General features: G+C 72.8%; 18 protein-coding genes and 1 tRNA gene. 13 read left to right on the forward strand and 6 right to left on the reverse strand.

The window, feature by feature from the left end:
* Positions 1-203: 203 nt before the first annotated feature.
* Positions 204-1,529, reverse strand: a complete 1,326-nt coding sequence (locus ACFZAX_RS15925; protein WP_390962104.1) for an extracellular solute-binding protein — start codon at positions 1,527-1,529, stop codon at positions 204-206.
* Between the two features lie 734 nt (positions 1,530-2,263).
* Between ACFZAX_RS15925 and aspT (ACFZAX_RS15930) the strand changes: the two genes are divergently transcribed.
* The 3 genes from aspT (ACFZAX_RS15930) to ACFZAX_RS15940 are packed head-to-tail and all read left to right on the forward strand — an operon-like array spanning position 2,264 to position 7,320.
* A complete protein-coding gene (gene aspT / locus ACFZAX_RS15930; RefSeq protein ID WP_390962105.1) occupies positions 2,264-3,940 on the forward strand; it encodes an aspartate-alanine antiporter in 1,677 nt (558 codons plus the stop codon).
* Positions 3,941-5,644 (forward strand): aspartate-alanine antiporter, encoded by a 1,704-nt coding sequence (gene aspT, locus ACFZAX_RS15935; RefSeq protein WP_390962107.1) that lies wholly within the window; start codon positions 3,941-3,943, stop codon positions 5,642-5,644.
* A 20-nt stretch (positions 5,645-5,664) separates the two neighbouring features.
* Positions 5,665-7,320: a bifunctional aspartate transaminase/aspartate 4-decarboxylase gene (locus ACFZAX_RS15940; protein ID WP_390962108.1), complete on the forward strand. Its 1,656-nt coding sequence runs from the start codon at positions 5,665-5,667 to the stop codon at positions 7,318-7,320.
* Positions 7,321-7,327: 7 nt separating this feature from the next.
* Here ACFZAX_RS15940 and ACFZAX_RS15945 read toward each other — a convergent pair whose 3' ends face one another.
* A complete protein-coding gene (locus tag ACFZAX_RS15945) occupies positions 7,328-8,020 on the reverse strand; it encodes an FCD domain-containing protein (RefSeq protein WP_390962109.1) in 693 nt (230 codons plus the stop codon).
* Positions 8,021-8,206: 186 nt separating this feature from the next.
* Between ACFZAX_RS15945 and ACFZAX_RS15950 the strand changes: the two genes are divergently transcribed.
* Positions 8,207-9,967, forward strand: coding sequence for a 2-isopropylmalate synthase (locus ACFZAX_RS15950; protein ID WP_390962294.1), 1,761 nt, complete (start codon positions 8,207-8,209; stop codon positions 9,965-9,967).
* Positions 9,968-10,047: 80 nt separating this feature from the next.
* Here ACFZAX_RS15950 and ACFZAX_RS15955 read toward each other — a convergent pair whose 3' ends face one another.
* Together ACFZAX_RS15955 and ACFZAX_RS15960 are read right to left on the reverse strand one after the other, a co-directional pair.
* Complete coding sequence (locus ACFZAX_RS15955) at positions 10,048-10,977, reverse strand: fused MFS/spermidine synthase (protein WP_390962110.1); 930 nt, start codon at positions 10,975-10,977, stop codon at positions 10,048-10,050.
* A 113-nt stretch (positions 10,978-11,090) separates the two neighbouring features.
* Positions 11,091-11,558, reverse strand: coding sequence for a hypothetical protein (locus tag ACFZAX_RS15960; protein WP_390962111.1), 468 nt, complete (start codon positions 11,556-11,558; stop codon positions 11,091-11,093).
* Between the two features lie 242 nt (positions 11,559-11,800).
* Between ACFZAX_RS15960 and ACFZAX_RS15965 the strand changes: the two genes are divergently transcribed.
* Positions 11,801-13,174 (forward strand): tetratricopeptide repeat protein, encoded by a 1,374-nt coding sequence (locus ACFZAX_RS15965; RefSeq protein ID WP_390962112.1) that lies wholly within the window; start codon positions 11,801-11,803, stop codon positions 13,172-13,174.
* Positions 13,175-13,204: 30 nt separating this feature from the next.
* On the opposite strand, the gene ACFZAX_RS15970 is transcribed toward ACFZAX_RS15965, so the two are convergent.
* Entirely contained in the window at positions 13,205-13,801 is a 597-nt protein-coding gene (locus ACFZAX_RS15970; protein ID WP_327175955.1) for a histidine phosphatase family protein, read from the reverse strand.
* A gap of 389 nt (positions 13,802-14,190) precedes the next feature.
* Here ACFZAX_RS15970 and ACFZAX_RS15975 point away from each other — a divergent pair, with 389 nt between their 5' ends.
* The 7 genes from ACFZAX_RS15975 (at position 14,191) to ACFZAX_RS16005 (ending at position 21,025) form a co-directional block, all read left to right on the forward strand.
* On the forward strand, positions 14,191-15,153 hold the full coding sequence (locus tag ACFZAX_RS15975; protein ID WP_390962114.1) for a phosphatase PAP2 family protein: 963 nt from the start codon (positions 14,191-14,193) through the stop codon (positions 15,151-15,153).
* Positions 15,038-16,273, forward strand: coding sequence for a hypothetical protein (locus ACFZAX_RS15980; RefSeq protein ID WP_390962115.1), 1,236 nt, complete (start codon positions 15,038-15,040; stop codon positions 16,271-16,273). The genes ACFZAX_RS15975 and ACFZAX_RS15980 overlap by 116 nt, the downstream gene beginning before the upstream one ends.
* Positions 16,264-17,895, forward strand: coding sequence for a hypothetical protein (locus ACFZAX_RS15985; protein ID WP_390962116.1), 1,632 nt, complete (start codon positions 16,264-16,266; stop codon positions 17,893-17,895). The genes ACFZAX_RS15980 and ACFZAX_RS15985 overlap by 10 nt, the downstream gene beginning before the upstream one ends.
* An 11-nt stretch (positions 17,896-17,906) precedes the next feature.
* Positions 17,907-19,259 carry an AAA domain-containing protein gene (locus tag ACFZAX_RS15990; protein ID WP_390962295.1) on the forward strand — a complete coding sequence of 451 codons (1,353 nt, stop codon included), beginning with the start codon at positions 17,907-17,909 and terminating at the stop codon, positions 19,257-19,259.
* Between the two features lie 384 nt (positions 19,260-19,643).
* Positions 19,644-19,985, forward strand: a complete 342-nt coding sequence (locus ACFZAX_RS15995; RefSeq protein ID WP_390962117.1) for a hypothetical protein — start codon at positions 19,644-19,646, stop codon at positions 19,983-19,985.
* A gap of 295 nt (positions 19,986-20,280) precedes the next feature.
* Positions 20,281-20,961 carry a hypothetical protein gene (locus ACFZAX_RS16000; RefSeq protein WP_390962118.1) on the forward strand — a complete coding sequence of 227 codons (681 nt, stop codon included), beginning with the start codon at positions 20,281-20,283 and terminating at the stop codon, positions 20,959-20,961.
* Positions 20,952-21,025, forward strand: a tRNA-Lys gene (locus ACFZAX_RS16005). The genes ACFZAX_RS16000 and ACFZAX_RS16005 overlap by 10 nt, the downstream gene beginning before the upstream one ends.
* A gap of 121 nt (positions 21,026-21,146) precedes the next feature.
* Here the strand turns inward: ACFZAX_RS16005 and ACFZAX_RS16010 are convergent.
* Positions 21,147-22,388 (reverse strand): M6 family metalloprotease domain-containing protein, encoded by a 1,242-nt coding sequence (locus ACFZAX_RS16010; RefSeq protein ID WP_390962119.1) that lies wholly within the window; start codon positions 22,386-22,388, stop codon positions 21,147-21,149.
* A gap of 505 nt (positions 22,389-22,893) precedes the next feature.
* Here ACFZAX_RS16010 and ACFZAX_RS16015 point away from each other — a divergent pair.
* The gene (locus ACFZAX_RS16015) at positions 22,894-24,747 is read left to right on the forward strand and encodes an EAL domain-containing protein (RefSeq protein ID WP_390962120.1); all 1,854 of its coding nucleotides are present in this window, start codon (positions 22,894-22,896) and stop codon (positions 24,745-24,747) included.
* Positions 24,748-24,767: the final 20 nt, after the last annotated feature.

The raw sequence follows: 24,767 nt of genomic DNA on the forward strand, positions 1-24,767 counted from the left end.
CCTCGTACGGGACGCACGCACCCGCCCGCCGCGCCTGCCCGGGCGTCCGGGCGGGGGGGCGCGCCCCCCCCCCCCCCCGGGCGGGGGGGGGGGGGGGGCCGGGGGGGGGGGGGGGGGGGGGGGGGGCCGGGGGGGGGGGGGGGGCGCCCCCCCCCCCCGGGGGGGGGGGGGGGGGGCGGGGGGCCCCCCCCCCCCGCCGGGGATCAGCCGATCACCTTGTCGACCGACTCGACGGCCGTCTTCCAGGCCTTGTCGGGGTCGGTGCCGCGCTGCTCCATGTTGTTGATCTCGGTGGAGATGGTGTCCTTGATGGTCGCGTCCTTCGGGCCGAGGACGGCCTCGGGGATGGTCTTGGCCTCACCGGCGTAGATCTCACCGATGGGGGCGTCGTTGAAGTACGGCAGCTTCGCGTCCTTCACACCCGGGAGGTCGTACGCACCCGTGTTGGACGGGAAGGAACCGATCGCCTTGAAGACGGCGGCCTGCTGCTCGGGGGCGGTCAGCCAGGCGACGAGCTTGGTGGCCTCGTCGACGTGCTTGCCGGAGCTCGGAACACCGAGGAAGGAGCCACCCCAGTTGGCGGCGGTGCCGCCCGGCGCGCTGGTGATGTCCCACTTGCCCTTGTTCGCGTCACCGGCGTTGACCGAGATCTGACCGGCCATCCACGCCGGGCAGGCGACGGTGGCGATGGTGCCCTTGCGGAGCGCGGCGGCCCACGGGTCACCGAACTGCGGGACGCCCTGGGTCAGCTTCTTGGAGGCCGCCTCGGCGGCCAGGTTCCAGCCCTGCTGGACGGCGGGGCTGTCCTTGTAGATCGCCTTGCCGTCCTCGTCGTAGTACTGCTTCGCGCTGGAGCTGACGACGGCGTTGAACATCGCGCTGGCGGAGTCCATGAAGAAGGTGCCCGCGGGCGCCTTCGCCTTGAACTTCTCGCCCAGCGCGATGTAGTCCTCCCAGCCGCCCTTGACCAGAGCGGCGACCTCGGTGCGGTCGGTCGGCAGACCGGCCTTCTTGAAGAGGTCGGTGTTGTAGCAGAGCGACATCGGACCGATGTCCGTGCCGGCGCCGATGAGCGCACCGCTGGAGGTCGTGGCCTGCTTGGCCTTCCACGACACGAAGTCGGTCGCGTCGATGGCCTTGCTCAGGTCCGCGAACTGGTCCGCCTTGGTGTCGACCAGCTCCTTGATGCGGCCGACCTCCAGACCCTGGACGTCCGCCAGGCCGCTGCCCGAGTTCAGCTGCTGGAGCAGCTTCGGGTAGTAGACCTTCTCCTCGGCCGTGGTGTCTTCCTTGACCGTGATGTTCGGGTGGAGCTTGTGGTACTCGGCGAAGAGCCCGGCTTCCTTGTACCCGAACTGGCCGTAGTCGGCGACGGTCAGGGTGATGTTGCCATTGGCGTCGGTGCTGCTTCCCTCGTCGTCCGACGAGTCGCTGCAGCCCGCCAGCAGCAGGGCGGTGGCCGTCAGGCCAGTGGTGGCCACGATCGCGGCTCTACGGCGTCGACCTGCGACGTTGCGGGTGATGCGCATTCCACTACTCCTATTTCCAGGGTGTGACTGGCGGTTTGCTCACTGCGGGACCCGGGCGCCGTGAGTGCCGCGCCAGGTGATGCTGGGGGGAAGCACGGGCAGTGCCGATCGCACATAAAAACGGGTGTGCGATGTGGGAGCGCTCCCATGCGCCGATGACGGAAGGTTGCTGCCTCAAGGGGGTGGGTGTCAAGACTTGAAGACGCTTCCGTTGCGCGAGCGTGTCCGGCAAGTCACGAGACCGTGTCCCGCACAGGGCTTGCCAATTGGCGAACACTCGGGGCCGTTGACGCACCGTCATCGAATCGCCGCAGGTGGGAGGCTGTTCGCGAGGGCGGGGAGGCTCCACCGCCCAGAACGCGCCATCCCTCATCCGGTCCTACCCCGTGGCCGGTTCTTTACCCGGACCACGCGAAACGGGCCCGCCGGAAAGTGAACAGGGACTCCGCCCGAAACGATCTCGGCCGGTCGACCGTGGCGCGATCGTGTTCTTTCCTCGAAGGCCGCCCGGCGAGGACGCCGTCGGCCGAAGCGGCCGGACCCTTCCGGCCATGACGCCGTCACCGGCTCCGACGGGTGAGCCCCGGCCACGGACGATCGGCCCGACGGGCCGCCGGGAGCCACGAACCCACCCCCGACCGCAGGACCTTCGGCGTGCCCCGCTCCGGTCCCGCTGCTAGCTTCGCCTTTATGTCACTTTCATCCATTTTCATCAGTTCTGAGACCTGAAGCGCGTGGGTGTCATCCGGGACCACCCCGAACTCGCCCTGTTTCTCTGCCTCGCCGTCGGCTACCTGGTGGGGAAGGTCCGCGTCGGGCCGATCACCCTCGGCGGCATCTGCGGCACCCTGATCGTCTCGCTCCTCCTCGGGACCCGGCACGTCAGCGTGGACGAGGACGTCAAGACGGTCTTCTTCGCCCTCTTCATCTTCTCGCTGGGCTATATGGCGGGGCCGCAGTTCTTCGCCAATCTCAACCGGCGCAGTCTGCGTTTCTTCGCGCTCTGTCTCATCGAACTGGTCTGCGTCCTCGGCATCGCGTACGGACTGGCCCAGGCCTTCGACTTGGACGTGGGCACCGCTGCGGGCATCCTCGCCGGAGCCGCCACCGAGTCGGCGGTCGTCGGGACGGCCACCGAGTCCATCGGCAAGCTCGACAACCTCACCGCCGACCAGATCAGCCAGTACCAGGGCCACGTCGCCACCGCCTACACGGTCTGCTACCTCTTCGGTCTGATCACCATCGTGCTGCTGACCAGCCAGATCATGCCGATGCTGCTGCGCATCAACCTGGCGGACGCCTCCCGCGAACTCTGGGACCGGATGCGCGGCGGCTCGGCCGGGCTGGAGTCCGACGAACGGGAGGCGCTGCCCGGCACGGTCGGCCGGACGTACCTGGTGACGCTTGCCGACGGACGCACCGTGGGCGAGCTGGAACAGGCGCTCGGCGGACGGGTCACGGTCGAGGGCGTCAAGCGGGGCAGCAAGCTCATCACCCCCTCCCCCGGGCTCGAACTCACCCTGAGCGACTTGGTCCAGGTGGTGGGGCGCCGGGCGGCCATCATCGAGGCGGGCCGTGAGATCGGGCCCGAGACGCCCTCCATCCCCGGCCTCGACACCCCCCTGGCCACCAGCCAGGTCGCCGTGACGGAGAAGGCGACGCACGGCTCGACGATCGACGCGATGGAGCGGGCGCATCCCGAGTTCCTCAAGGACGGGGTCTACATCACCGACGTCGTCCGCAACGACCAGCGCCTTCCGGCCAGTGGGGAGACCACCCTCTACCGCGGTGACGTGCTGACCCTGGTGGGCGCGCGCAACGGCCTGGCCCGGCTCGTCGGGAAGATCGGGGCGGTGGTCAAGAACGACGCGACCGACTTCATCTACCTGGGACTCGGCATCGTGGCCGGTTCCCTGCTCGGTCAGATCGTGGTCTACGCCGGGGACATCCCGCTGTCGCTCGGTACCGGCGGCGGCTGTCTGATCTCGGGGCTCCTCTTCGGCTGGTTCCGTTCCCGCAAGCAGACCTTCGGCGCGTTTCCCCCTCAGGCCGCGGCGACGCTGAAGGACATGGGCCTCGCGGTCTTCATCGCGTGCACCGGGCTGGCCGCCGGTCCGCAGGCCTGGCCGCTGCTGAGGGAGTACGGAGCGCTGCTGCCGTTCGCGGGGATCGCGATGGTGCTGGTACCGGCGACGCTCTCGCTGATCGTCGGGCGCAGGCTGCTGAAGATCGAGAAGCCGCTGCTGATCGGCGCCATCGCCGGACAGCAGTGCTCGACGCCCGCGATCACCGCCGTCACCCAGGTGGCACAGAGCTCGGTGCCGCTGCTCGGCTACACGATCACCTACACCCTCTCCAACTTCCTGCTGCCACTGACCGGACCGATCCTCGTCGGAGTCCTGGGAGCCTGAATGATCGACTTCCTGAACCGGAACGTCTTCCAACCCCATCCCGAGCTGCTGGTCTTCCTGGTGGTCGCGCTCGGCTTCCTGCTGGGGAAGGTCCGCTACCGCACCATCGCCCTGGGGGCGGTGACGGGGTGCCTGGTGGCCGGGCTGGTGCTCGGCGCCCAGTTCAAAATCCAGATCGACGACACGGTGAAGAACCTCTTCTTCATCATGTTCCTGTTCGCCCTCGGTTACCGGGTCGGTCCGCAGTTCTTCCGCGGGCTGCGCAAGGACGGCCTGCCCCAGGTGCTCAACGCGGTCGTGGTCTGCGTGTCCGGGCTGCTGATCTCGTGGCTGTTCGCCGGTCTGCTGGGATACGGCCCCGGGCTCGGCGCCGGGCTGATGAGCGGCGCCCTCACCCAGTCGGCGGCCATCGGCGTCGCGCAGGACGCGATCGGGTCCCTGCCGGGGCTCTCGTCTGCCCAGGTGAAGTCCGAGGAGAACCTGGTCGCCGTCGGGTACGCGGTGACGTACCCGCTCGGCACGATCCTCTGCGCGATGCTGCTGGCCAATGTGCTGCCCCGGCTCTACCGCCGCGACCTGGCGAAGGAGAGCGCCGACCTCGCCGCCGAACTGGACGCCCCGGACGACGATCCGGACGAGGGCGAGGGCTACTACGAGGTGGTACTGCGCGCGTACCGGGTGGAGCGCCCCGACCTCGTCGGCCGGAGCGTCGAGGACTTCGAACAGCAGCAGCAGGGCATCGGACGCCGGATCTACCTCACCGCCGTACGGCGCGGAGGCACCGTGCTGGAGCACTCGCAGTCCCGGACGCTGGAAGCCGGCGACACCGTCGCCGTCAGCGCGCTCCGCCACGACCTGGTCGACTTCGACGCCCGTACCCACATCGGCCCGGAGGCCGACGACGTGGAGCTGCTCGGCTACCGCACCGAGACACTGCACGTCGTCGCGTCGGAGAAGGCGCAGCTCGGCCGCACCATCGAGGAACTGCGCCGGGAGCCCTTCATGGTGGGCGTGTACGTCGACCGTCTCTACCGGGCGGGTTCGGAGTTCCCCTACCGGCTGTCCACCGAGGTGGAGCGCGGCGACACCCTGGTCCTGACCGGTCCGGAGCGGCTGGTCGGGCCTGCCGGGAAGGCCCTCGGCAAACCGGTGCCGACCAGCTTCGCCACGGACATGATCTGGGTGGGACTCGGCATCTTCCTCGGCGGCTGCCTGGGCATCCCGGCGCTGACCGCCGGCGGGGTGCCGATCTCGCTCTCGACCTCCGGCGGCGGGCTCATCATGGGGCTGGTCTTCGGCTGGATCCGCGGCAAGTACCCGACGTACGGGAACGTGCCGCCGGGGGCCCAGTGGTTCATGGACACGCTGGGCCTGTGCATGTTCGTCGCGGTGGTCGGTATCAACGCGGGGCCGAGCTTCACCAGCGGTCTCTCCGACGCCGGCTGGGGCCTGCTGCTCCTCGGTGCCGTCGCCACCGTGGTGCCCCTGATCGTGGGCTTCCTGTTCGGCCACTACGTCCAGCGGATCAAGTTCCCCGTCCTGATGGGCGTACTGGCCGGTGGCCAGACGACGACGGCGGCGATCGGCGCGATCAACGAGACGTCCAAGTCCCAGATTCCCACGCTCGGTTACACGATCCCGTACGCCGTCGGCAACGTGCTGCTGACCGTGTGGGGCGCAGTGATCGTCCTCCTCAACCACTGAACCCGGAAAGGGACACCGCCATGCCCAGGACCAGCTTCAGCCGGGAAGAGATCCGGTCGTACGCACAGCTCAGCCCCTTCGAACTGAAGGACAAGTTCATCAGCATCGCCCAGGCGGCCCAGAGCGACGAGCCGGGCCAGAAGGGCCGGACGATGCGCGCGATGCTCAACGCCGGGCGCGGGAACCCGAACTGGGTGGCGACCGGGCCGCGTGAGGCGTACCACGCGCTCGGCTATTTCGCGCTCTCGGAGTGCAAGCGCGTCTGGACGGCGGACGATCTCGGCGGGATGCCCGAGGAGACGGGGTGTGCCGAGCGCTTCGCGTCCTTCGCCCGGGCCCATCCGGACCTGCCGGGGATGGAGCTGCTCCAGGCGTCGTTCGATCTGGCGGTGAAGCGGTTCGGCTTTGAACCGGACGCGTTCGTGCACGAGATGGCCGACTCGTCGATCGGGGACAACTACCCGGTGCCGGACCGGATCCTGCACCACACGGAGAAGATCGTGCGGGCGTACGTGGCGGACGAGATGTTCGACCACCGGCCGCCCGAGAACCAGAATCTGAGCCTGTTCGCCACCGAGGGCGGTACGGCGGCGATGTGCTACATCTTCGACTCGCTGATGAAGAACGGCATCCTGGCGAAGGGTGACCGGATCGCCCTGATGGTGCCGGTGTTCACGCCGTACCTGGAGATCCCCGAACTCGACACGTACGAGTTCGACGTGGTGCGGGTGGAGGCGAGCCTCTTCACCGAGACGGGCGTGCGGCAGTGGCGGTACCCGGAGGAGGAGGTCGCCAAGCTGGCCGACCCCTCCGTCAAGCTGGTCTGCTGCGTCAACCCCAGCAACCCGCCCTCGCTGGCCCTCTCCCAGCGGGTCGCCGACCAGATCGTGTCGATCGTGGCGGACTCGAACCCGGGTCTGATCGTGGTGACCGACGACGTCTACGGGACGTTCGTGGAGGGCTTCCGCTCGCTCGCCGCCGATCTCCCGCGCAACACCCTGCTGGTGTACTCGTACTCCAAGCACTACGGCGCGACGGGCTGGCGGCTCGGGGTGATCGGTCTGCACGACGACAACGTGATCGACGAGATGCTCGCGGCGCACTCCCCGGAGTGGAAGGAGCGGCTCGACCGGCGGTACGGGACGCTCTCCCTCGAACCGGAGAAGATCCGGTTCATCGACCGGCTGGTGGCGGACTCCCGCCAGGTGGCGCTGAACCACACCGCCGGACTTTCGCTGCCCCAGCAGGTGATGATGGTGCTGTTCTCGCTCTTCGACATGCTGGAAGAGGGGCAGGCGTACAAGCACCGGATCCGGGCCATCGTCCGGCAGCGGCTCGAACTCCTCCTGGAGGGCGTGCACATGAAGGTCTCGGAGGACCCGAAGCGTGCGGCCTACTACATCGAACTGGATCTGCTCGCGGAGGCCGAGCGCGTGCGCGGCCAGGCGTTCGCCGACTTCCTGGAGCAGAACTACGAGCCGGTGGACCCGCTGTTCCGGCTCGCCGAGCAGACCGGGGTGGTGCTGCTCAACGGCGGCGGTTTCGACGGCCCCGAGTGGTCGGTACGCGTCTCCCTCGCCAACCTCGACGACCTGGACTACCTCCGGATCGGCCACCATCTGCGGGTGATCTTCGACGAGTACGCGCAGGAGTGGCAGGAGAGCACGGGGAACTGAGCCCCGCTCACGCACCCCGCAGCAGGGCGAGGGTGGCCTCCAGGTCGGCCTTGGTCAGCCGCTCGGCCGCCGCCCCGTCCCCCTCGACGACCGCGCGGACGAGCGCGGCGTGGGTGTCCTCGCCGTGGCCGGGGTGCTCGGCGCGCAGGTCGAGCAGGTCGACCAGGTCGATGAGGCCCTGCCTCAGCGCGGGGGCGAACTCCCCGAAGAGATCGGTGAGTACGGGGTTGTGGGCGGCGGCGACCACCGCGCGGTGGAGGGCGATGTCGGCGTCGACGAACTCCGCGTCGCCCCAGCCGCTCGCGGCCCGGCGGGCGGCCATGGCGGCCTCCAGGGCGGTGACGTCGCCCTCGGTGCGGCGTTCGGCGGCGAGCCGGGCGGCCTGCACCTCGATCAGCATGCGGACTTCGTAGATGTCGGTGACCGCCGCCCGGCGCAGCCGCGCGGGCCAGTCCTCGTGCGGACGGTCGGCGACGACGAAGATGCCGGCGCCCTGGCGGGACTGGAGCATTCCGGTCGCGGCGAGGGTCCGGACCGCCTCGCGGACGGTGGAGCGGCCCACGCCGAGGGACTTGGCGAGGGTGGTCTCGCCGGGGATCTTCGTACCGACCGGCCAGGTGCCCGTGGTGATCTGCTCCCGCAGATGGGCGGTCGCCTGGTCGACGAGGGGGCTGGGGCGGAGTGGACCGAGGGAGGACACGCGCTTCACCTGTCGGGTTGTCTGAAGACTTCGCATGTGGCTACTGTACCGCCATGACGCTCAGCGGTCTCCTTCTTCTCGGCTGCCGCGGCGGGGCCTGAAGCGACCGGCACCCCGCCGCGGGGTGCCGCGCCGTGCCGGTCGCATCCGGCGACACGAGAAGGAACACCCGTCCTCATGCCCACGATGCACAGCTTCCCCACCCTCCGCACGCCGCGCGGCCCGGTGCCCGCCGGCTCCCCCGCGTGGAACCCGCAGCGCGCCGGCGACATGCCCTCGCACCGCTACCGCTCCGCCTTCGACCGGGTGCATGTCCCCTCCCTGAACGACCGCGGTTGGCCGGACGCACGGGTCGAGCAGGCGCCGCTGTGGGTGCCCGTCGACCTGCGCGACGGCAACCAGGCGCTGGCCGAGCCGATGGACACCCCGCGCAAGCGCAGGATGTTCGACCTGCTGGTCACCATGGGGTTCAAGGAGATCGAGATCGGCTATCCGTCCGCCAGCCGGACGGACTTCGACTTCGTCCGGCACCTGGTGGAGGGCGACGCGATCCCCGGTGACGTGACCCCCGTCGTCTTCACCCCGGCCAGGCCGGACCTGATCGCCCGGACCTTCGAGTCAGTGGCCGGGATGCCCCGGGCGGTGGTCCACCTCTACATCCCGACCGCCCCCGTCTGGCGCGACGTGGTCCTCGGCCGGGACCGCGCGCAGGTGTGGGCGACCGTGCGGGAGGCGGCGGAGCTGATGGACCGGCTGGCCGGGCAGCACCCGGCGACGGACATCAGGTTCGAGTTCTCGCCCGAGGTCTTCGTCCTGACCGAACCCGACTTCGTCCTGGAGGTCTGCAACGGGCTGACGGCCCTCTGGGACGCGTCCCCGGACCGGCCGGTGATCCACAACCTGCCCGCCACGGTGGAGATCGCGACGCCCAACGTCTACGCCGACCAGATCGAGTACATGCACCGGGCCCTGGACCGCCGGGAGTCGGTGATCCTCTCCGTCCACCCGCACAACGACCGGGGCACCGGCGTGGCCTGCGCCGAACTCGCCGTACTGGCGGGCGCCCAGCGGGTGGAGGGCTGCCTCTTCGGCAACGGTGAGCGCACCGGCAACGTCGACCTGGTGAACCTGGCGCTGAACCTCCACGCCCAGGGGGTGGACCCGATGGTGGACTTCTCGGACATCGACGAGATCCGCCGCACGGTCGAGCACTGCAACCGCCTCGCGGTGCCGCCGCGCCACCCGTACGCGGGCGACCTCGTGTACACCGCCTTCTCCGGCACCCACCAGGACGCCATCAGCAAGGGGTTCGCGCACCACGCGCGGACCGCCTCGCCGACCTGGGACGTGCCGTACCTGCCGATCGACCCGGCGGACGTGGGGCGCGGTTACGAGGCCGTCATCCGGGTCAACAGCCAGTCCGGCAAGGGCGGGATCGCCCACCTGCTGCAGAGCTCCTACGGCGTGGACCTGCCCGCCCGGATGCGGCCCGACTTCTCCCGTACGGTGCAGCGCTCGACCGACGACAGCGGCCTGGAGGCGACTCGTAAGGACCTCTGGGAGCTGTTCACCGCGACCTATCTGACGCCGGGCCAGGACGGGTCGGTGGCGCTGGAGGCGTGGACCGCCGACGTCACCGCCGATGGGGTGCACCGGTTCGCGTGCACCCTGCGCACCGAGGGGTGCGGCGGGGACGTGACGGGCGACTACGAGGGCACCGGCAACGGGCCGCTGTCCGCGTTCGTCCGCGCGCTGGCGGGCGCCGGCCACGAGGTGGAGATCCTGGACTTCACCCAGCACGCGACGACCGGCGGGCAGGACAGCCCCGCGATGGCGTACGCCGAGTGCCGGGTCGGCGGCCGGGTCGTCTGGGGCGCGGGCCGGGACACCTCGGTGCTGACCGCCTCGGTGCTGGCGGTGCTCTCGGCGGTGAACCGGGCGGGGTGAACCGGGGTCGGGCCCACAACCGGCCGGTCCGGCCGGAGGATCGTGCCCCGGAGGTCAGGCGGCCGCGTCGGCCCCCGCCGTCAGTCGAACGCGTTCGGCGGCGGTGCCGGGGAGGCCTTCGCGTCCGCGTCGGTGACGACCGCCGCCCCGCCGGTGAAGTCGGCGAGCGCGCGACCGTGTTCGACGCGGCCGGGGTGCGGGTCGGTGGCGACGCGCCGGGTGAGCTCGGCGACGGCGAGGGGGCGGTCGGAGGCGACGAGCACGGCGTTGCCGAAGCGACGGCCGCGCCAGACCGTGGGGTCGGCGGCGAGCGCCAGTTCGGGGAAGTGCGCGGCGGCGGTGGCGATCTGGCCGCGGAGGTGGGCGAGCGGCGGGCCGTCCGCGAGGTTGGCGAGGTAACTGCCGCCGGGCTTCAGCGCCCGCCGCACCTCGGCGAGGAATTCGGTGGTCGTCAGATGGGCGGGGGTACGGGCTCCGCCGAACACGTCGGCGACGACGAGATCGGCCCAGCCGTCGGGTATCTTGCCGAGCCCCACGCGGGCGTCCAGGGCGCGGACGCGGACCCGGGCCTGCGGGTCGAACGGCAGTTCCTGGCGTACGAACGCGACGAGCGCCGCGTCGATCTCGACGATCTGCTGCGTGGAGCGGGGCCGGGTGGCCGCGGTGTAGCGGGCCAGGGTGAAGGCCCCGCCGCCCAGGTGCAGGACGTGCAGCGGGGTCCCCGGCGGCGCGGCGAGGTCGATGGCGTGGCCGATCCTGCGCTGGTACTCGAAGGAGAGGTACGTCGGGTCGTCGAGATCCACGTGGGACTGCGGGGCACCGTCGAGCAGCAGGGTCCAGGCGTTCCGGCGCTCCTTGTCGGGGGCGAGTTCGGCCCGGCCGCCGTCGACGGTCGCGGTACGGGCCTCCCGCCCGCCGCGCCCCGACCGGTCCGCACGTTCGCTCCGGTCCGCCCGTTCGGCCCGCTTGCCGGGCTTGGCGTTTCCCGCCGCCCCTCCTCGACGTGCCACGTCCGTCCGCCCTCACCGCCCCGCGTCGGGCCGGTTCCGCGTCCTGGTCGCGCGAGGCCGGCCGGGGCGAGGAGAACACCGGGGACAACCCCGCCCACCTGGACATTATGGGCTCAGCGGCAGTTGTCGGCCGCTTCGATCATGCGGGCCGCCTGGTCGAGCGCGGCCCGCAGCGCGGCGGGGTCGGTGACCGGGGCGTCGTCGGCGGGCGGGAGCAGCCAGCCGGTTCCGGAGACGGGCGGCTCGTCGGGGAGGCGGAGCCCGCGGCCCTCGGTGCTGGTACACGCGCTGCCCGGGACGTCCCAGGCCTCGGCGGTGCCGGGCGGCACCAGGAACCCGACGGTGCCGCCGGCTCCGTCGTGGAGCACCGGCCCCACCACGACGGGGCCGGCGCCCCGGCGCAGGATGTCGACGGCCTCCAGCCCCTGCCGGGCGGGGACGGTGACGAGGTCGCACAGGTGTGCGGCGCACCCCTCGATCGGGTCGGATGCCGTGTGCGGCGGAACGGCCGGCCGTGCACCCGCGTCCTTCGAGGTGGCCGCAGTGGTCCATGGGCCGGTCTCCGTGCCGAGGTGAAGCATGGGAACCCCTCCTGTCGTCGCCGAACGGAGCCACGCCCCGTCTCCGCATGGACCAACGCGCCGACGGCGTCAAGGGCTACGGTGCCAAGCCGCCGCAAAGGGTGGCAGTTCATGGCGGATCGCGACCGGATTGCCCCTGATTGTCGGGAAACCCTGCGTGCGCGACCTGTCACACCAGGTACGTTCTTGCTCCGCCGGGACACCTGAGGCATGCGCCCGGCTGCACCAGAGAGGGCCACGCCATGGTGTCGTCACGGGCCGTTCCCAACCTCGTCTTCCGCCGGTTGCGCGGACAGCGCTCGGCGGGAGAGTTCGCGGCGGCCGTCCGCAGGGCCGCCCGCGAGATCGGCGAGCAGGTCGCCTGCGACGCCCGCTACATCGGTCGCGTGGAGTCCGGCGAGATCCGGTGCCCGAACTACGCGTACGAACGGGTCTTCCTGCACATGTTCCCCGGCACCACCCTGGGGGACCTGGGCTTCTCGGACCGGGAGAGCGTGCGCGGACGTTCGGCGCGCAGCCGTGGACCGGCGGTCTGGAGATCCCTGTCCGGGGATCCCGGTCCGGCCCTCTCCGTACCCAGCGACATCGAGGAGAGCGACGTGCTGCGTCGCGTGTTCATGACCAGCGGCACCACCAGTGTGGCGACCGCGTCGATCGGGCTCGGCGCCCACCGGGCCGCCGGTACCCCGATCGTGCTGCCCGCCCAGCGGCGGGCAGGTGAGGCCGAGGTGCGTTCCGTGGAGGAGGCGGTCCGCGAGATCCGCATCCTCGACGACCAGCACGGCGGCGACGGGCTCTACCGGCGGGCCGCCCATCCGCTGCGGGCGGCGTACGCCCTGCTCGACTCCGGTACGCCCACCCGCCGCGCCACCGCCGACCGGCTGCACTCCGGGGCCGGCGAGCTGGCCCTCTCGGTCGGCTGGCTGGCCCACGACTCGGGGCGGTTCGACGACGCGCGCTCGTACTACGCGGAGGCGCTGGCCACCGCCCGGGTCGCGGGGGACGACGCGCTGGAGGCGCACGCCTTCTGCAACACGTCGTTCCTGGCCCGGGACGCCGGACGGCCGAGGGAGGCGGTCCGGGCGGCGGAGGCCGGTCAGCGGGCGGCCCGTTCGGTCGGCTCGCACCGGCTGCTGGCCCTGCTCTCCCTGCGCGAGGCGGGCGGCCGGGCCGGGCTCGGGGACCGTACGGGATGCGGCCGGGCGATCGCGCGGGCCCGGGCCGCATTCGACCGGGGGCCCGCCGAGCGGGACCCGGAGTGGATGAGCTTCTTCCGCGAGGCGGAGATGCACCTGCTGGAGGCGCAGTGCTGGTCGGCGCTGGGCGACTGGCCCCGCGCGACCCGCCACGGCCGCCGGGCCACCGCGCTGCAGGACCCGCACTTCACCCGGAACCTCGCGCTCTACCGCGCGCAGCTGGCGGGCGACCTGGCGCGGGCCGGGGCGGCGGACGAGGCGGTCCGCTCCGCGCACCAGGTGCTGGACCTGCTGGACCGGGTCCGGTCCAGCAGGATCAGCGGGATGCTCACGGGGACGGTACGCGTCCTGGCGGCCGACCCCGGCGCGGCGGCGGTGGCGGGGCTGCTGGAGCGGTACCGGGCCGCGCAGCGACGCTGAACCCCCGGCGCCCGCGCCCGGCGGCACGGCTCAGCGTTCGAGGTGGCCGGTGTCGTTCCACCGCTCGACGGCGGGCATTCCGTAGGCCCAGCCCAGCACCGACAGCGAGGTCGGCTCCAGCCGGACGCGGGCGCCGAACATCAGGTCCTCGCCCAGCCAGCGGGCGGCGATCGACCGCAGGATGTGGCCGTGGGCGAAGACGAGGACGTCGCGTTCGCCGGAGCGCACCCGCTCGACGACCCCGTCCGCGCGCGCCGTCATGTCGGCGGTGGACTCCCCGCCGGGGACCCCGTCGCGCCAGATCAGCCAGTCGGGCCGGTCCGCCTTGATCTGCGCCGGGGTGAGGCCCTCGTAGTCGCCGTAGTCCCACTCCATCAGCGCGTCCCAGGTCTCCGCGCGGTCCCCGAAGCCGGCCAGTTCGCAGGTCTCGGCGGCCCGGACCAGTGGGCTGGTGCGGATGTCCGTGTCCGGCAGCCCGGACCAGGGGGCCCGGTGCAGCCGTTCGCCCAGCAGCTTGGCGCCCTCCCGCCCGGAGTCGAGCAGCGGGATGTCGGTCCTGCCGGTGTGATTGCCCTGGACCGACCACTGGGTCTGGCCGTGCCGGGCGAGCAGGATGCGCGGTGCCATGTGCGGGCTCTCCCTGAGAACTGGGGTACGGCGGTGGGGCTCCGGGACCTCGCTGTCCGGGCGCCCGGTCCATGTCCGACGGACACGTCCGAGGAGGGACGCGCCCCGGCCTCAGGGCTGTCGTCGACGTGCCCGAGGGCGGCGCGTCCGCCCCTCTCCATCATCGCCCACGGGTATGAGGGCCGTCCTGCCGGGCACCCGTCCCCCACGGCCGGCAGGTGAACCGGGCAACCACACGGCCCGCCCACACGTCCCCCTCCGCGCAGGACCCCGGCCGGGGCGGGCCGGGCGCGGGGGAGCGAAAGGGACCCCCGGGGGGAAACACGACGGACGACCGCCGTACGGTTGAACGCCCGCCGTCGGACGCTTGAACAGGGGAGAGCCACCGGATGCCGCACGCCACACCCGCACGCGCCTCCGGACGCCCCCGTTGGTGGACGGAGCTGCCGCTCATAGCGGTGGTGTACGGGCTCTACTCGGCCGGCCGGCTGCTCGCGCGCGGGAACATATCGACCGCCGTCGACCACGGGCTCGAGATACTCCGGCTGGAGAAAACGCTTCACCTGAACATCGAGCACCCGCTCAACCGGCTGCTGACCACGCACTCCTCGGTGGGGATACCCGCCGACTTCGCGTACGCCTCGCTGCACTACCTCGTCACTCCGGCGCTGCTGCTGTGGGTGTACCGGCGCCGCACCGCCGCCTACCGCGCGGCCCGCACCTGGCTGCTGACCTCCACCCTGATCGGCCTGGTCGGCTTCACGCTGATGCCGACCTGCCCGCCCCGCCTCCTCGACGCCGCGCACGGATTCGTCGACACCATGGCGCAGTACAGCTCCTACGGGTGGTGGGGCACCGAGGCGAGCGCCCCGCGCGGACTCGGCGGCATGACCAACCAGTACGCGGCGATGCCGAGCCTGCACGTGGGGTGGGCCCTGTGGTGCGGGGTGCTGCTGTGGCGGTACGGGCGGCATCCGCTGCTCCGCGCACTCGGCGTCCTCTATCCGCTGACCATCGTCTTCGTGGTCATGGGCACCGCCAACCACTACTTCCTGGACGCCGTGGCGGGCGCCGCGGTGATGGGCGCGGGCGCGCTGCTGACCCGCCCGGTAATGCGGGCCGCCGCCTCCGTGTCGGCCCGGCTGCGGGCGCTCGTCTCCCGGCGGTACCCGTCGGGAGCGGGAGTTCCGGCGACGCCGTCCCCGATTGTCAGTGGCGGATGCGAGACTTCGGCGGGTGAGCGAATCCCCGGCCGGCGGACCCCCTCCGCACATTCCAGCGACGCGCCCCGCGCCTCCGGCAAGCCCGGCCGGACCGGCGCCGGCGACAGCGCTCCGGCAGCGGCTCGCTGAGCTGCGCGGACCGACGGTCGTCCCGCATCCACTGGACGCCCGCGCGCTGGCCGCCCTCGCCGCCAACCCCGGCTGCAAGCGGCGGGCACTGCTCGACGGCGCCGGGGTCGACAAGACCGGGCTGGCCACCGCGCTCGGCTCCCCCTCGGGTTTCGGCCAGTCCCAGTTCGCGTTCATGCGCGGCAATGCCTTCGAGGCGCGGGTCAAGGCCGACGGCGGCACCGAGCTGTTGCGCCTGCTGCACGAGAGCCTCGGCGGCGGCGAGCCGCCGGAGGGCGCCCGGGTCCCCGATCTGGCGGCGGCCGGCCCCGAGGGCCGGACGGCCCGGACCGCGCTGGCCCTGCGCGAGGCGACCTCGGCCGGCGGCTGGAGCCTGCTGGACCACCCGATGCTGGCGCTGGAGGTGGCGGGCTCGCCCGCCTATCTGGAACCGGACGCCGTGGTGGTGCATCCCGACGGCCGGTGGACGGTCATCGAGATCAAGTCGTTCCCGATGATCGACGGTTCGGCCGACGCGGCGAAGGTCGGTGCCGCCGCCCGCCAGTCGGCGGTCTACGTGCTGGCCCTGGAGGCGGTCGCCGCCCGCACCGAGGGCGCCGAGGTGGCGCACGACGTCCTTCTCGTCTGCCCCAAGGACTTCTCCAACCTGCCGACCGGCTCCGTCGTGGACGTACGCAAGCAGCGTGCGGTGACGCGACGCCAGCTGACCCGGCTCACCCGCATCGAGGAGATCGCGGCCCTGCTCCCCGAGGGCGCGAGCTTCGATCCCGGCTGCTCGGCCGAGGAGCTGACCGCCGCCGTGGAAGCGGTCCCGGCGGCGTACGCCCCCGAGTGCCTGGCCGCCTGCGAGCTCGCGTTCCACTGCCGGTCCACGTCCCGGGCCCGGGGCGACGTGCGGACGGTGGGGCGAGGAGTGAGCGGTGAGCTCGGCGGGCTGACCACGGTCCGCGCGGTGCTCGACGCGGCGGCGGGCAAGGAGGGCGACCCGGCGGATCCGGCCGTCGCCGCACTGCGCCGGGCGGCGGCCCTGCGCGCCGAGGCGCTGGAGGGCACGGTGGCGCTGCGCGCCCGGGTTCCGGCGGGCACGGCGGACCGGGAGGGCTCGGCGGCATGTCACTGATCAGCACTCTGGCGCGGCTGGAGGCGGTGGACAGCGGGCGGGCCCAGCCGCTGGCGACCGTACGTCACCGCCATCTGACCGACCGGCCGCTCGTGCTGGTGCCGCTGACCACGTCCGGCGAGGCGGGTGCCCCGTTGGGGGCGCTGGTCGGGACGGACCGGGAGGCGCCGAGGCTGCTGGCGGTGGCGCAGCCGCGCGACCGTGATCTGCGGTTCGCGTTCCTGTCGGAGCTGGCCGAGCTGGTGCTGCCGCACATCGAGACGTACGCGGACGTGGTGGAGCCCTCCGAGCGGAGCGAGACCGACCCGGAGACCGGCAAGAAGGTCAAGGTCGAGGTCGAGCTGTGCGTGGACGCGGCGCAGCTGATCGTGCCGAGCCGGGCCGGGATCGACCTGGTGCGGCTGCTGGGGCGGTCGATGCGGTTCCGGCGCACCTCCGAGGACGATCCGGACACCCCGTACCCGGCTCCGCCCCGGGTGCCGCTGCTCGGCCGCTGGCTGACGCACTACGCGGAGCGGGCCCGGGTGCCGGGTTCCTCGCTGCTGCTGGCCACCACGGATCTGCTGAACCGCCACTGGGCGACGGGGCAGAGCAGTGTGGAGGACCAGCACCTGGGGGCGCTGCTCGCGTGGATCGACCCGCCGGACGGCGGGTCGGGCGCCGAGGCGGCGCTCCGGGCGGAGCTGGAGCGGGACCGGGACGGCCAGTTGGTCTGCCCGCCCGCGGGGCCGGCCACGGACCCGGCGTTCGACAACCGGCTGCTGGCGCCCGCGATCGAGCGGTACGACCGTGCCCGCACCGCGCTCGCGTCGGTCGAGGACGGTCTGGAGGCCGACGTGCGGCTCGGCGAGCTGCACGCCGCCGAGCGGGAGATCCGTTCGCTGCTGGCCGGGGTGCTGCTGCCGACCTGGGACGCGGTGTGGCGGGGGCTCGACCGGCTGCGGGAGCTGCCGGAGGGAGCCAGGGCCGAGGAGCGGTGGACCGGCGACCGCTGGTCGTTCACCGGCCACCGGGACAAGGTGCGTTCGGGCGAGCCGCCGCAGCCGCGCCGGGACGACGCGGTGACGGCGGCCCGGAAGCTGTCCTCCCGGGAGACCGCGCAGGCGCGGCTGGACGCCCAGGAGGCGCTGGACGATCCGCTGGTGCTGGCCGGCCGGCGGCTGAACGGGGAGGCGTTCGTCGGCGAGGTGACGGGGGTCGAGATGGCGTACACGGAGTCGAAGCGCCCGTCCCCGCGCCCGCTGGTCACGGTCCGCACGGCGGAGCGCCCGCGGCTGGGCGAGCGGACGAAGGTGTACCGCTCGCTGGACGGCAAACCGCAGTCGGCGGAGTTCGTCCGGTACGCCGGCCCCGGCACGGGCCCCGACGGCACCGGGCTCCCCGAGGACGGCGCGGAGGTGCTGCTGGTGCTGCGGGTCCTGGACCGGATGGGGCGCGGCAAGGAGCCGGCCCCCGGGTCACTGCCCGAGGCGGGTGAGCGCACGGTGTGGACGCTCTTCGAGCACGACCAGCGCGGCGGCCCGGCGCTGCCGGACGCGGAGGAGACCCCGTGGACCCACGGCGGCCCGCCGGGCGCGGCCGCCGAACCGCCCGACGCCGTGACCCCGGAGGATGTGCTGTGACCGACGTACGCATGGCCGGGGAGCCCTCCGCGACCAGGGCGTTCGATCCGGGCGCGGCGGCGGGGCGGGCCACCGACGCGATCCTCCACGACACCCTGCACGGCGACGCCCGGGGGGTCGTGGTCAACTCCCCGCCGGGCGCGGGCAAGTCCACCCTGGTGGTCCGCGCCGCGCTGGAACTCGCCGCGGCCGGGCGCCCCTTGATGGTGATCGCGCAGACCAACGCGCAGGTCGACGACCTGGTGGTGCGGCTCGCGGAGAAGGAGCCCGAGCTGCCGGTGGGACGGCTGCACAGCAGCGACTCCGACCCGTACGACAAGGTGCTGGACGGCCTGGAGAACGTCCGCACGTCCGCGAAGGCGGCGGATCTGGCCGGGCTCGACGTGGTCCTCTCGACGGCCGCGAAGTGGGCGCACGTGAAGAACGTGGAGCCGTGGGAGCACGCGATCGTCGACGAGGCGTACCAGATGCGCTCGGACGCGCTGCTCGCCGTGGCCGGTCTCTTCCGGCGGGCGCTCTTCGTGGGCGACCCGGGCCAGTTGGACCCGTTCTCGATCGTCGGCGCGGACCAGTGGGCGGGGCTGAGCCACGACCCGTCGGCGAGCGCCGTCTCCACCCTGCTGGCGCACAACCCCCGGCTGCCGCAGCACCGGCTGCCGGTCTCCTGGCGGCTGCCCGCCTCGGCCGCGCCCCTGGTGTCGGACGCGTTCTACCCGTACACCCCCTTCCGCAGCGGTACGGACCACGGCGACCGGACACTGGCGTTCGCCGAGGCGTCGGACGGCTCGGGGCCCGACCGGGTACTGGACGTGGCGGCGGAGTCGGGCTGGGGGCTGCTGGAGCTGCCCGCCCGCCACACCCCGCGCACGGACCCGGAGGCGGTGCACGCGGTGGCGCTGGTGGTCCGCAGGCTGCTGGACCGGGGCACCACCGCGACCAGCGAGCGAGCGGCGGACCCGGTGCCGGTGACGGCGGACCGGATCGCCGTCGGCACCGCCCACCGCGACCAGGCGGCGGCGGTCCGCGCGGCCCTCGCCGGACTGGGGGTCACGGGGGTCGCGGTGGACACCGCGAACCGGCTCCAGGGGCGGGAGTTCGACGTCACGGTGGTGCTGCACCCGCTCTCCGGACGGCCCGACGCCACCGCCTTCCACCTGGAGACGGGCCGGCTCTGCGTGCTGGCGTCCCGACACCGGCACGCCTGCGTCGTGGTGTGCCGGGCGGGGGTCGCGGACCTGCTGGACGAACATCCGTCGACGGAACCGGTGCAACTCGGCGTGGAGGTGAAGTTCCCGGACGGCTGGGAGGCGATGCAGTCCACCTGGGAGCACTGGTCGAACCACCGGGTGCCCTGGGGCGGCTGACGGACCGGGGCCGGTGGGCCGATCTTCGGGGTCCCCGACGAAGAACACCCCTCCCCGGCCCCGAACCACCAACGCATCGGCGGGATACGCCGGGAGCGCGCGGGCCGAACGCTTCCGGACAGTGTTTTCCGGCCGGTCGACCCGGACAGACTTGTTCGGGGCCACCGCGGTGGCCCCACGCGGAGCGACCCCGGGGTCACGGCTCCTTCCGGGCGCACCGGCATGCCCACGGCCGCGGAATCGTTCGGTGCACCGGACACGTTCGCCCCCGCGGACGGACCGGTGGAGACGGGGATCCGGGATCTCACGGCCCGGGGCACCGGACTTGCGCCGGGTTGGACAATGGAGGGTGGCCGTCCGGCCTTCCGAAGGAGGAAAACGCACATGGCACAAGCCGACCGGAACGCGCAGCCGAGGCTGCGCCCCGCTCCGTTGCTCTTCGAACCGGCGGAGGCGGCGGCCGACCCCGACCACTTCTTCAACCTGGAGTCGATGGACGACCCCGCGGAGCTGCTGACCCGCGCGACCGAGCTGACGCACGCGTTCCGGGCCGCCACCGACCGGAGCATCGAGTTCCAGGCCGTCGCCGCAGCCCAGCTCGCCGACCCCCGCCGCTTCGACCGGCTGACGCCCGCCGATGTCGCGGAGCGCGCGGAGTGGACCGAGGACTACGCGGAGAAGATGATCGAGTTCGGCCGCTCCCTGCTGAAGGCGCCCCGGCCCTGAGTCCCGCGCCGCCGCCCGCGAGCGCCGCCCCCCGGGCCCCGTGCCCCGGCCCGGAGAGCCGTGCGGCACCCGGGTCACACGCGGCACGGACGGCACATGCGTCACGCGTGGCATGCGGCACGGACGCGCGCGACATGCGGCACGGAGAAGACCCCCGGCTCCCGCCCCCGGCACGGTCACTCCGGGTGCAGCTTCTGGCATATGCCCGCGGGCAAGATACCCGGCATGGTGACGTCCTGTCCTGGATTCGACGACTCTCGGCGTCAGGCCCGTCACGCCCGGTAGACCTGTCTCCATGACCGCATGGCTGGAAGACGAAACGTCCCTGCAGACCCGCGAACCGCGCTCCGGCGTCGGAACCCTCCCTCCGCTGCGGAGTCAGGCCTCGCACCAGCCTGCCGAGGTCACCTCCTCCGGGGCCGTCTGGCTCGCGAGCGCCACGGCGAACCCGCGCACCACCCTCGACCGCTGGCAGGCGAGCCCCGCGTCGCCGGGGGTCCTGCCCTGCGGCACCGCGTTCGACGTGGTGAGCGTCCCTTCGCTGTTCGGGCGGCGGATGCTGGAGCGGCTCTGGGCGGAGGGCCCCGGCTCCGGCCCGGTCGCCACCCACCGCGGCCGGACCCTGCTCTTCGCGGCGCCCGGCACCGCCCAGCGGCTCCCCTCGCTGCTGGCCTGGGAGGAGTGGGGCACGGGCAGCGCCGGCCCGGCGTCCGGCGCGCGCACCCTGCCCCCGGTGCTCTGCCACGGCACCGGCGACGCGGTGACCGTACCGCCGCTGACCTGCGACCCCACCGCTCCGGGACCGCAGTGGGTGGTCGCCCCCGACACCCGCGCCCCCTGGCTGCCCGGCCCCGACGTGTTGCGCTGGGCCTGCGTGCGGGCCGCCCGGAGCGCCGTCCCGCCGGTGTCCGATTACTCGATTTTTCCTCCGACGGATCTGGATGCTAATGTCTACGACGTCAGCAGGCGCCGCTAGCTCAGTTGGTTAGAGCAGCTGACTCTTAATCAGCGGGTCCGGGGTTCGAGTCCCTGGCGGCGCACCGACGGAAGAAGCCCCTCGCGAAAGCGGGGGGCTTCTTCGTGTCCGGAGGGGCCCGGTGTCCGACCCGGCCCGACGCGCGGTGCCCGGCCCGACGCGCGGTGCCCGGCCACGGCCCGGGCTCAGGTGCCGGTGGTGATCCGTACCGTCCAGGAGCCGGACGGCGTCCTGTCGGCGACCTCGACGCGGATCCGCTCCCCCGGCACGCTGTACGTCTCCCCGACCGGGAGCGGGGCGTCCGCGAGCGGCGGGTAGACCGAGCGGTCCCAGCAGGCTTCCTTGTCCGGGTGGGTGTCCAGCACCTCCACCGGGCCGCCGCCGGAGGCCGTGGCGCTGTGCACCCGGTAGATCAGCACGCCCTCGGTGCAGGTCGCCCGGTCGTTCCCGGTGGCGCCGCGGGCCTCGACGGCGAGCGCGCTGTCCTCGCCGGTCCGGACGACGGCGAGCCGGGTGCCCATGGTGCCGCCGGGGACGGGGGCTGCGGCGACTGGTTCCAGGGTCACGTCCGCGCTGCCCTGGACGCAGACCACCTGCCGGTCGCCGAGCCAGCCGAGCTTCCACTTGTGCCAGCCGAAGAGGTCCGGTGCCAGCCCGAACTGGCTGCCCATGACGTCCCAGTCGCCGACGTACGTGTCCCAGTCGCCCTTGCCGTCCGTGGGGCGATGGTAGAGGTCGGCGAGGTCGAAGACGTGCCCGGTCTCGTGGGCGAGGACGTTGCGGTCGGGCGGGTGCTGCTCGAAGACGGTGACGACCCGCTTGATGTCCTTGCCGTCGGCGGTGATCGGCCGGTCGAAGTTGACGACCTTGGTGGCGTCGGAGTCGACGCCGGGCGCGTCGGGGTCGGCGACCAGGTAGACGATGTCGTACGCGGAGAAGTCGGTCTCCGGGTCCGCCGCCCGGATCGCGTCGCGCAGATAGGCGGTCCGGCGGCCGGAGTCCCAGTCCCGCTCTATGCCGTACCAGGTGGACGGGTGCGGCATCCGCACCCAGTGCTTCCGCGGGTGCGCGCCCAGGGCGAAGGCGCCGTAGCTGGCCTTCTCGAAGAAGGCGGTCGTGGAGGGGAAGTAGTCGGCGGTGAGCACGTCCGGCGTGACGACCGGGTCGCCGTCGGGGAAGGACAGGAAGATCATGACCGCGTCGAGGTGCCGGGCGGGACGGGGGTAGGCGCCGTTCCAGCTGTCCAGTCCCAGCGAGTGGTGGGCCGGGGTCCGGGGCAGCGCGCACGGTTTCACGCCCGCGGAGGCGGCGGCCGCAGGGCCGGCGACGAGTGACATGGCGGTCAGCGCCATGAGCGCGGTCAGCGCCGCCGCCACTCCGCGCGGACTCGGCTTCTCCACCCCCCCGGGTCCGTGCTGACGCGGCACATCTACCTCCGGGTGGGATGCGGAACACCTCGCTCCACCCTGTGCCCGATCACCGCACCCCGCCCGCTGGGCTGCCCCACACGGGTCAGGGGCCGTCCGGCCCGCTGAAGGAGCCCGTACGGGGCCCGCCGGGGCGGCGCACCCGGTACACCTTCTCCGACGACCGCGATCACGTAACGTCACATACGGTCATTCACTCCTCGGAATCCGACAGCGAGAAGTCGCCAGGGAACACAGGCGCACAGAAGGGAACAGTGGCGGGCAAAACGGGAGGCCGTGCGGAGCGATGCCGGAACCTTGCGGAGGACGGCCACCGGGCGCGTACGCGCCGGCCGGGGCCGGACCGGCGGGCAGCGGCGAGCGGGCCGGGCTGGAAGCGCCGACACCCCACCCTCTATGCTTCCTCACGTTTTCCCGCGTGGTTCGCGCCCCCGGCCGGGTGCGCCCACCCGGTGGCCCGTCCGGCCACGCCTGTTCACGACGATCTGCACAGCGGGAGCGAGCGGTGAGCGGAACCTCCGAAGGGCACCGGCCCCCGGCAGGCACATCCCCCGGCGCACCTCCGGCGGTGGACACGGAGTGTCACCACGCGGAGACCGTGTCGCTCGCCTACCGGTCCGCCTTCCGCAGCGCCACGTTCGCCATGGCCGTGGTGGACGGCGCCGGAGCGGTCGTCCACGCCAACGAGGCGCTCGCCCGGATGACCGGGACCGCCGCCGCCGATCTCGCCGGACAGCCCGTCGCCGCCCTCGTCGGTCTCACCCCGGACGACCACGCCTGGCGCTCCTACCGCGAGGTGCTGCGCGGGCGGCGTTCGCGGTTCCGCTGCACCCGCCGGCTCAAGCACCGCGACGGCCGGCCGCTCTGGGCCGAGATCACCGTCGTACCGATGGCCGATCCCACGGCGGGCGACCCGGGCCTGGCGCTGCTGACGGTGGCCGACATCACCGACCGGCACGAGCTCCAGCAGCGGCTGCGCCACCTCCAGATGCACGACGCGGTGACCCGGCTGCCCAACCGGACCCTCTTCTTCGAGCGGCTCTCGGCCGCGCTGGATCTGTCGCCGTTCCAGGACAGCTCGCTGCTGCCCCGCCCGGGCCGGATCGGGCTCTGCTATCTGGACCTGGACGGCTTCAAAGCCGTCAACGACACCTTGGGGCACCGGGCCGGCGACCGGCTTCTCGCCGCCGTGGCGGGACGGCTGAGCGACGTCGCGGGGCGCGACCCGTACCACCGCGACGGCAGCCATTTCGTGGCGCGGCTCGGGGGCGACGAGTTCGCCGTGCTGGTCGAGGAGTCACAGGGCACCCAGCAGCTGCTGGACCTGGCGGACGCGCTGCTCACGGCGGTGCAGCAGCCGTTCGACCTGGCGGGGCAGCGGCTCTCGGTCTCCGCCTCGATCGGGGTGGTGGAACGCGCCTCGGCCGGCACCTCCCCCACCGGGCTGATGCAGGCCGCCGACACCACGCTCTACTGGGCGAAGGCGGACGGCAAGGCCCGCTGGACCCTCTTCGACTCCGAGCGCAACGCCCACCGCATGACCCGGCAGGCGCTCTCCTCGACGCTGCGGCCGGCCGTCGACCGGGGCGAGTTCGCCCTGGAGTACCAGCCGCTGGTCGGCATGGCCGACGGGGTGGTGCGGGGCGTCGAGGCGTTGGTGCGGTGGAACCACCCGCAGTTCGGGGTGCTGGGACCGAACCGCTTCGTCGCCATCGCCGAGGAGGACGGCTCGATCGTGCGGCTGGGCCGCTGGGTGCTGCGTACGGCCTGTCGTCAGGCCCGCCGCTGGCAGCTGGACCATCCGGACGGGCCGGCGCTGTTCGTCAGCGTCAACGTCGCCGTACGGCAGGTCTGGGACACCGACCTGGTCGCGGAGGTCCGGGACGTCCTCGCCGAGACCGGTCTCGATGCCGGGCTGCTGCAACTGGAGCTGACGGAGTCGGCCGTGATGGGCTCGGCGGGCCGCCCGCTGCGGGCGCTGCAGGCGCTGAGCGACATGGGCGTACGGATCGCCATCGACGACTTCGGCACCGGCTACTCCAACCTCGCCTACCTCAGCCGGCTCCCCGTCTCCGTGCTCAAACTGGACGGCTCCTTCGTGCGCGGCTTCCGGTACGACGACGGCGGCAGGCACCCGAGCCCGGCCGACGAGACCATCGTGGAGGCGCTGGTGGAGCTGGCGCACCGGCTGGGGCTCACGGTGACGGCGGAGTGCGTGGAGACGGCGGAGCAGGCCGAGCGGCTGCGCCGGATCGGCTGCGACACCGGGCAGGGCTGGCTGTACTCGCGGGCGGTCGCACCGGAACGGATCGCCGAGCTGATCGCAGCGGGCGGGGTGGCCGCTCCCGGTACCCCGTGATCGCGGGGCACCGGGAGAAG

The sequence above is a fragment of the Streptomyces sp. NPDC008125 genome, from assembly GCF_042957125.1.
GTDB lineage: Bacteria > Actinomycetota > Actinomycetes > Streptomycetales > Streptomycetaceae > Streptomyces.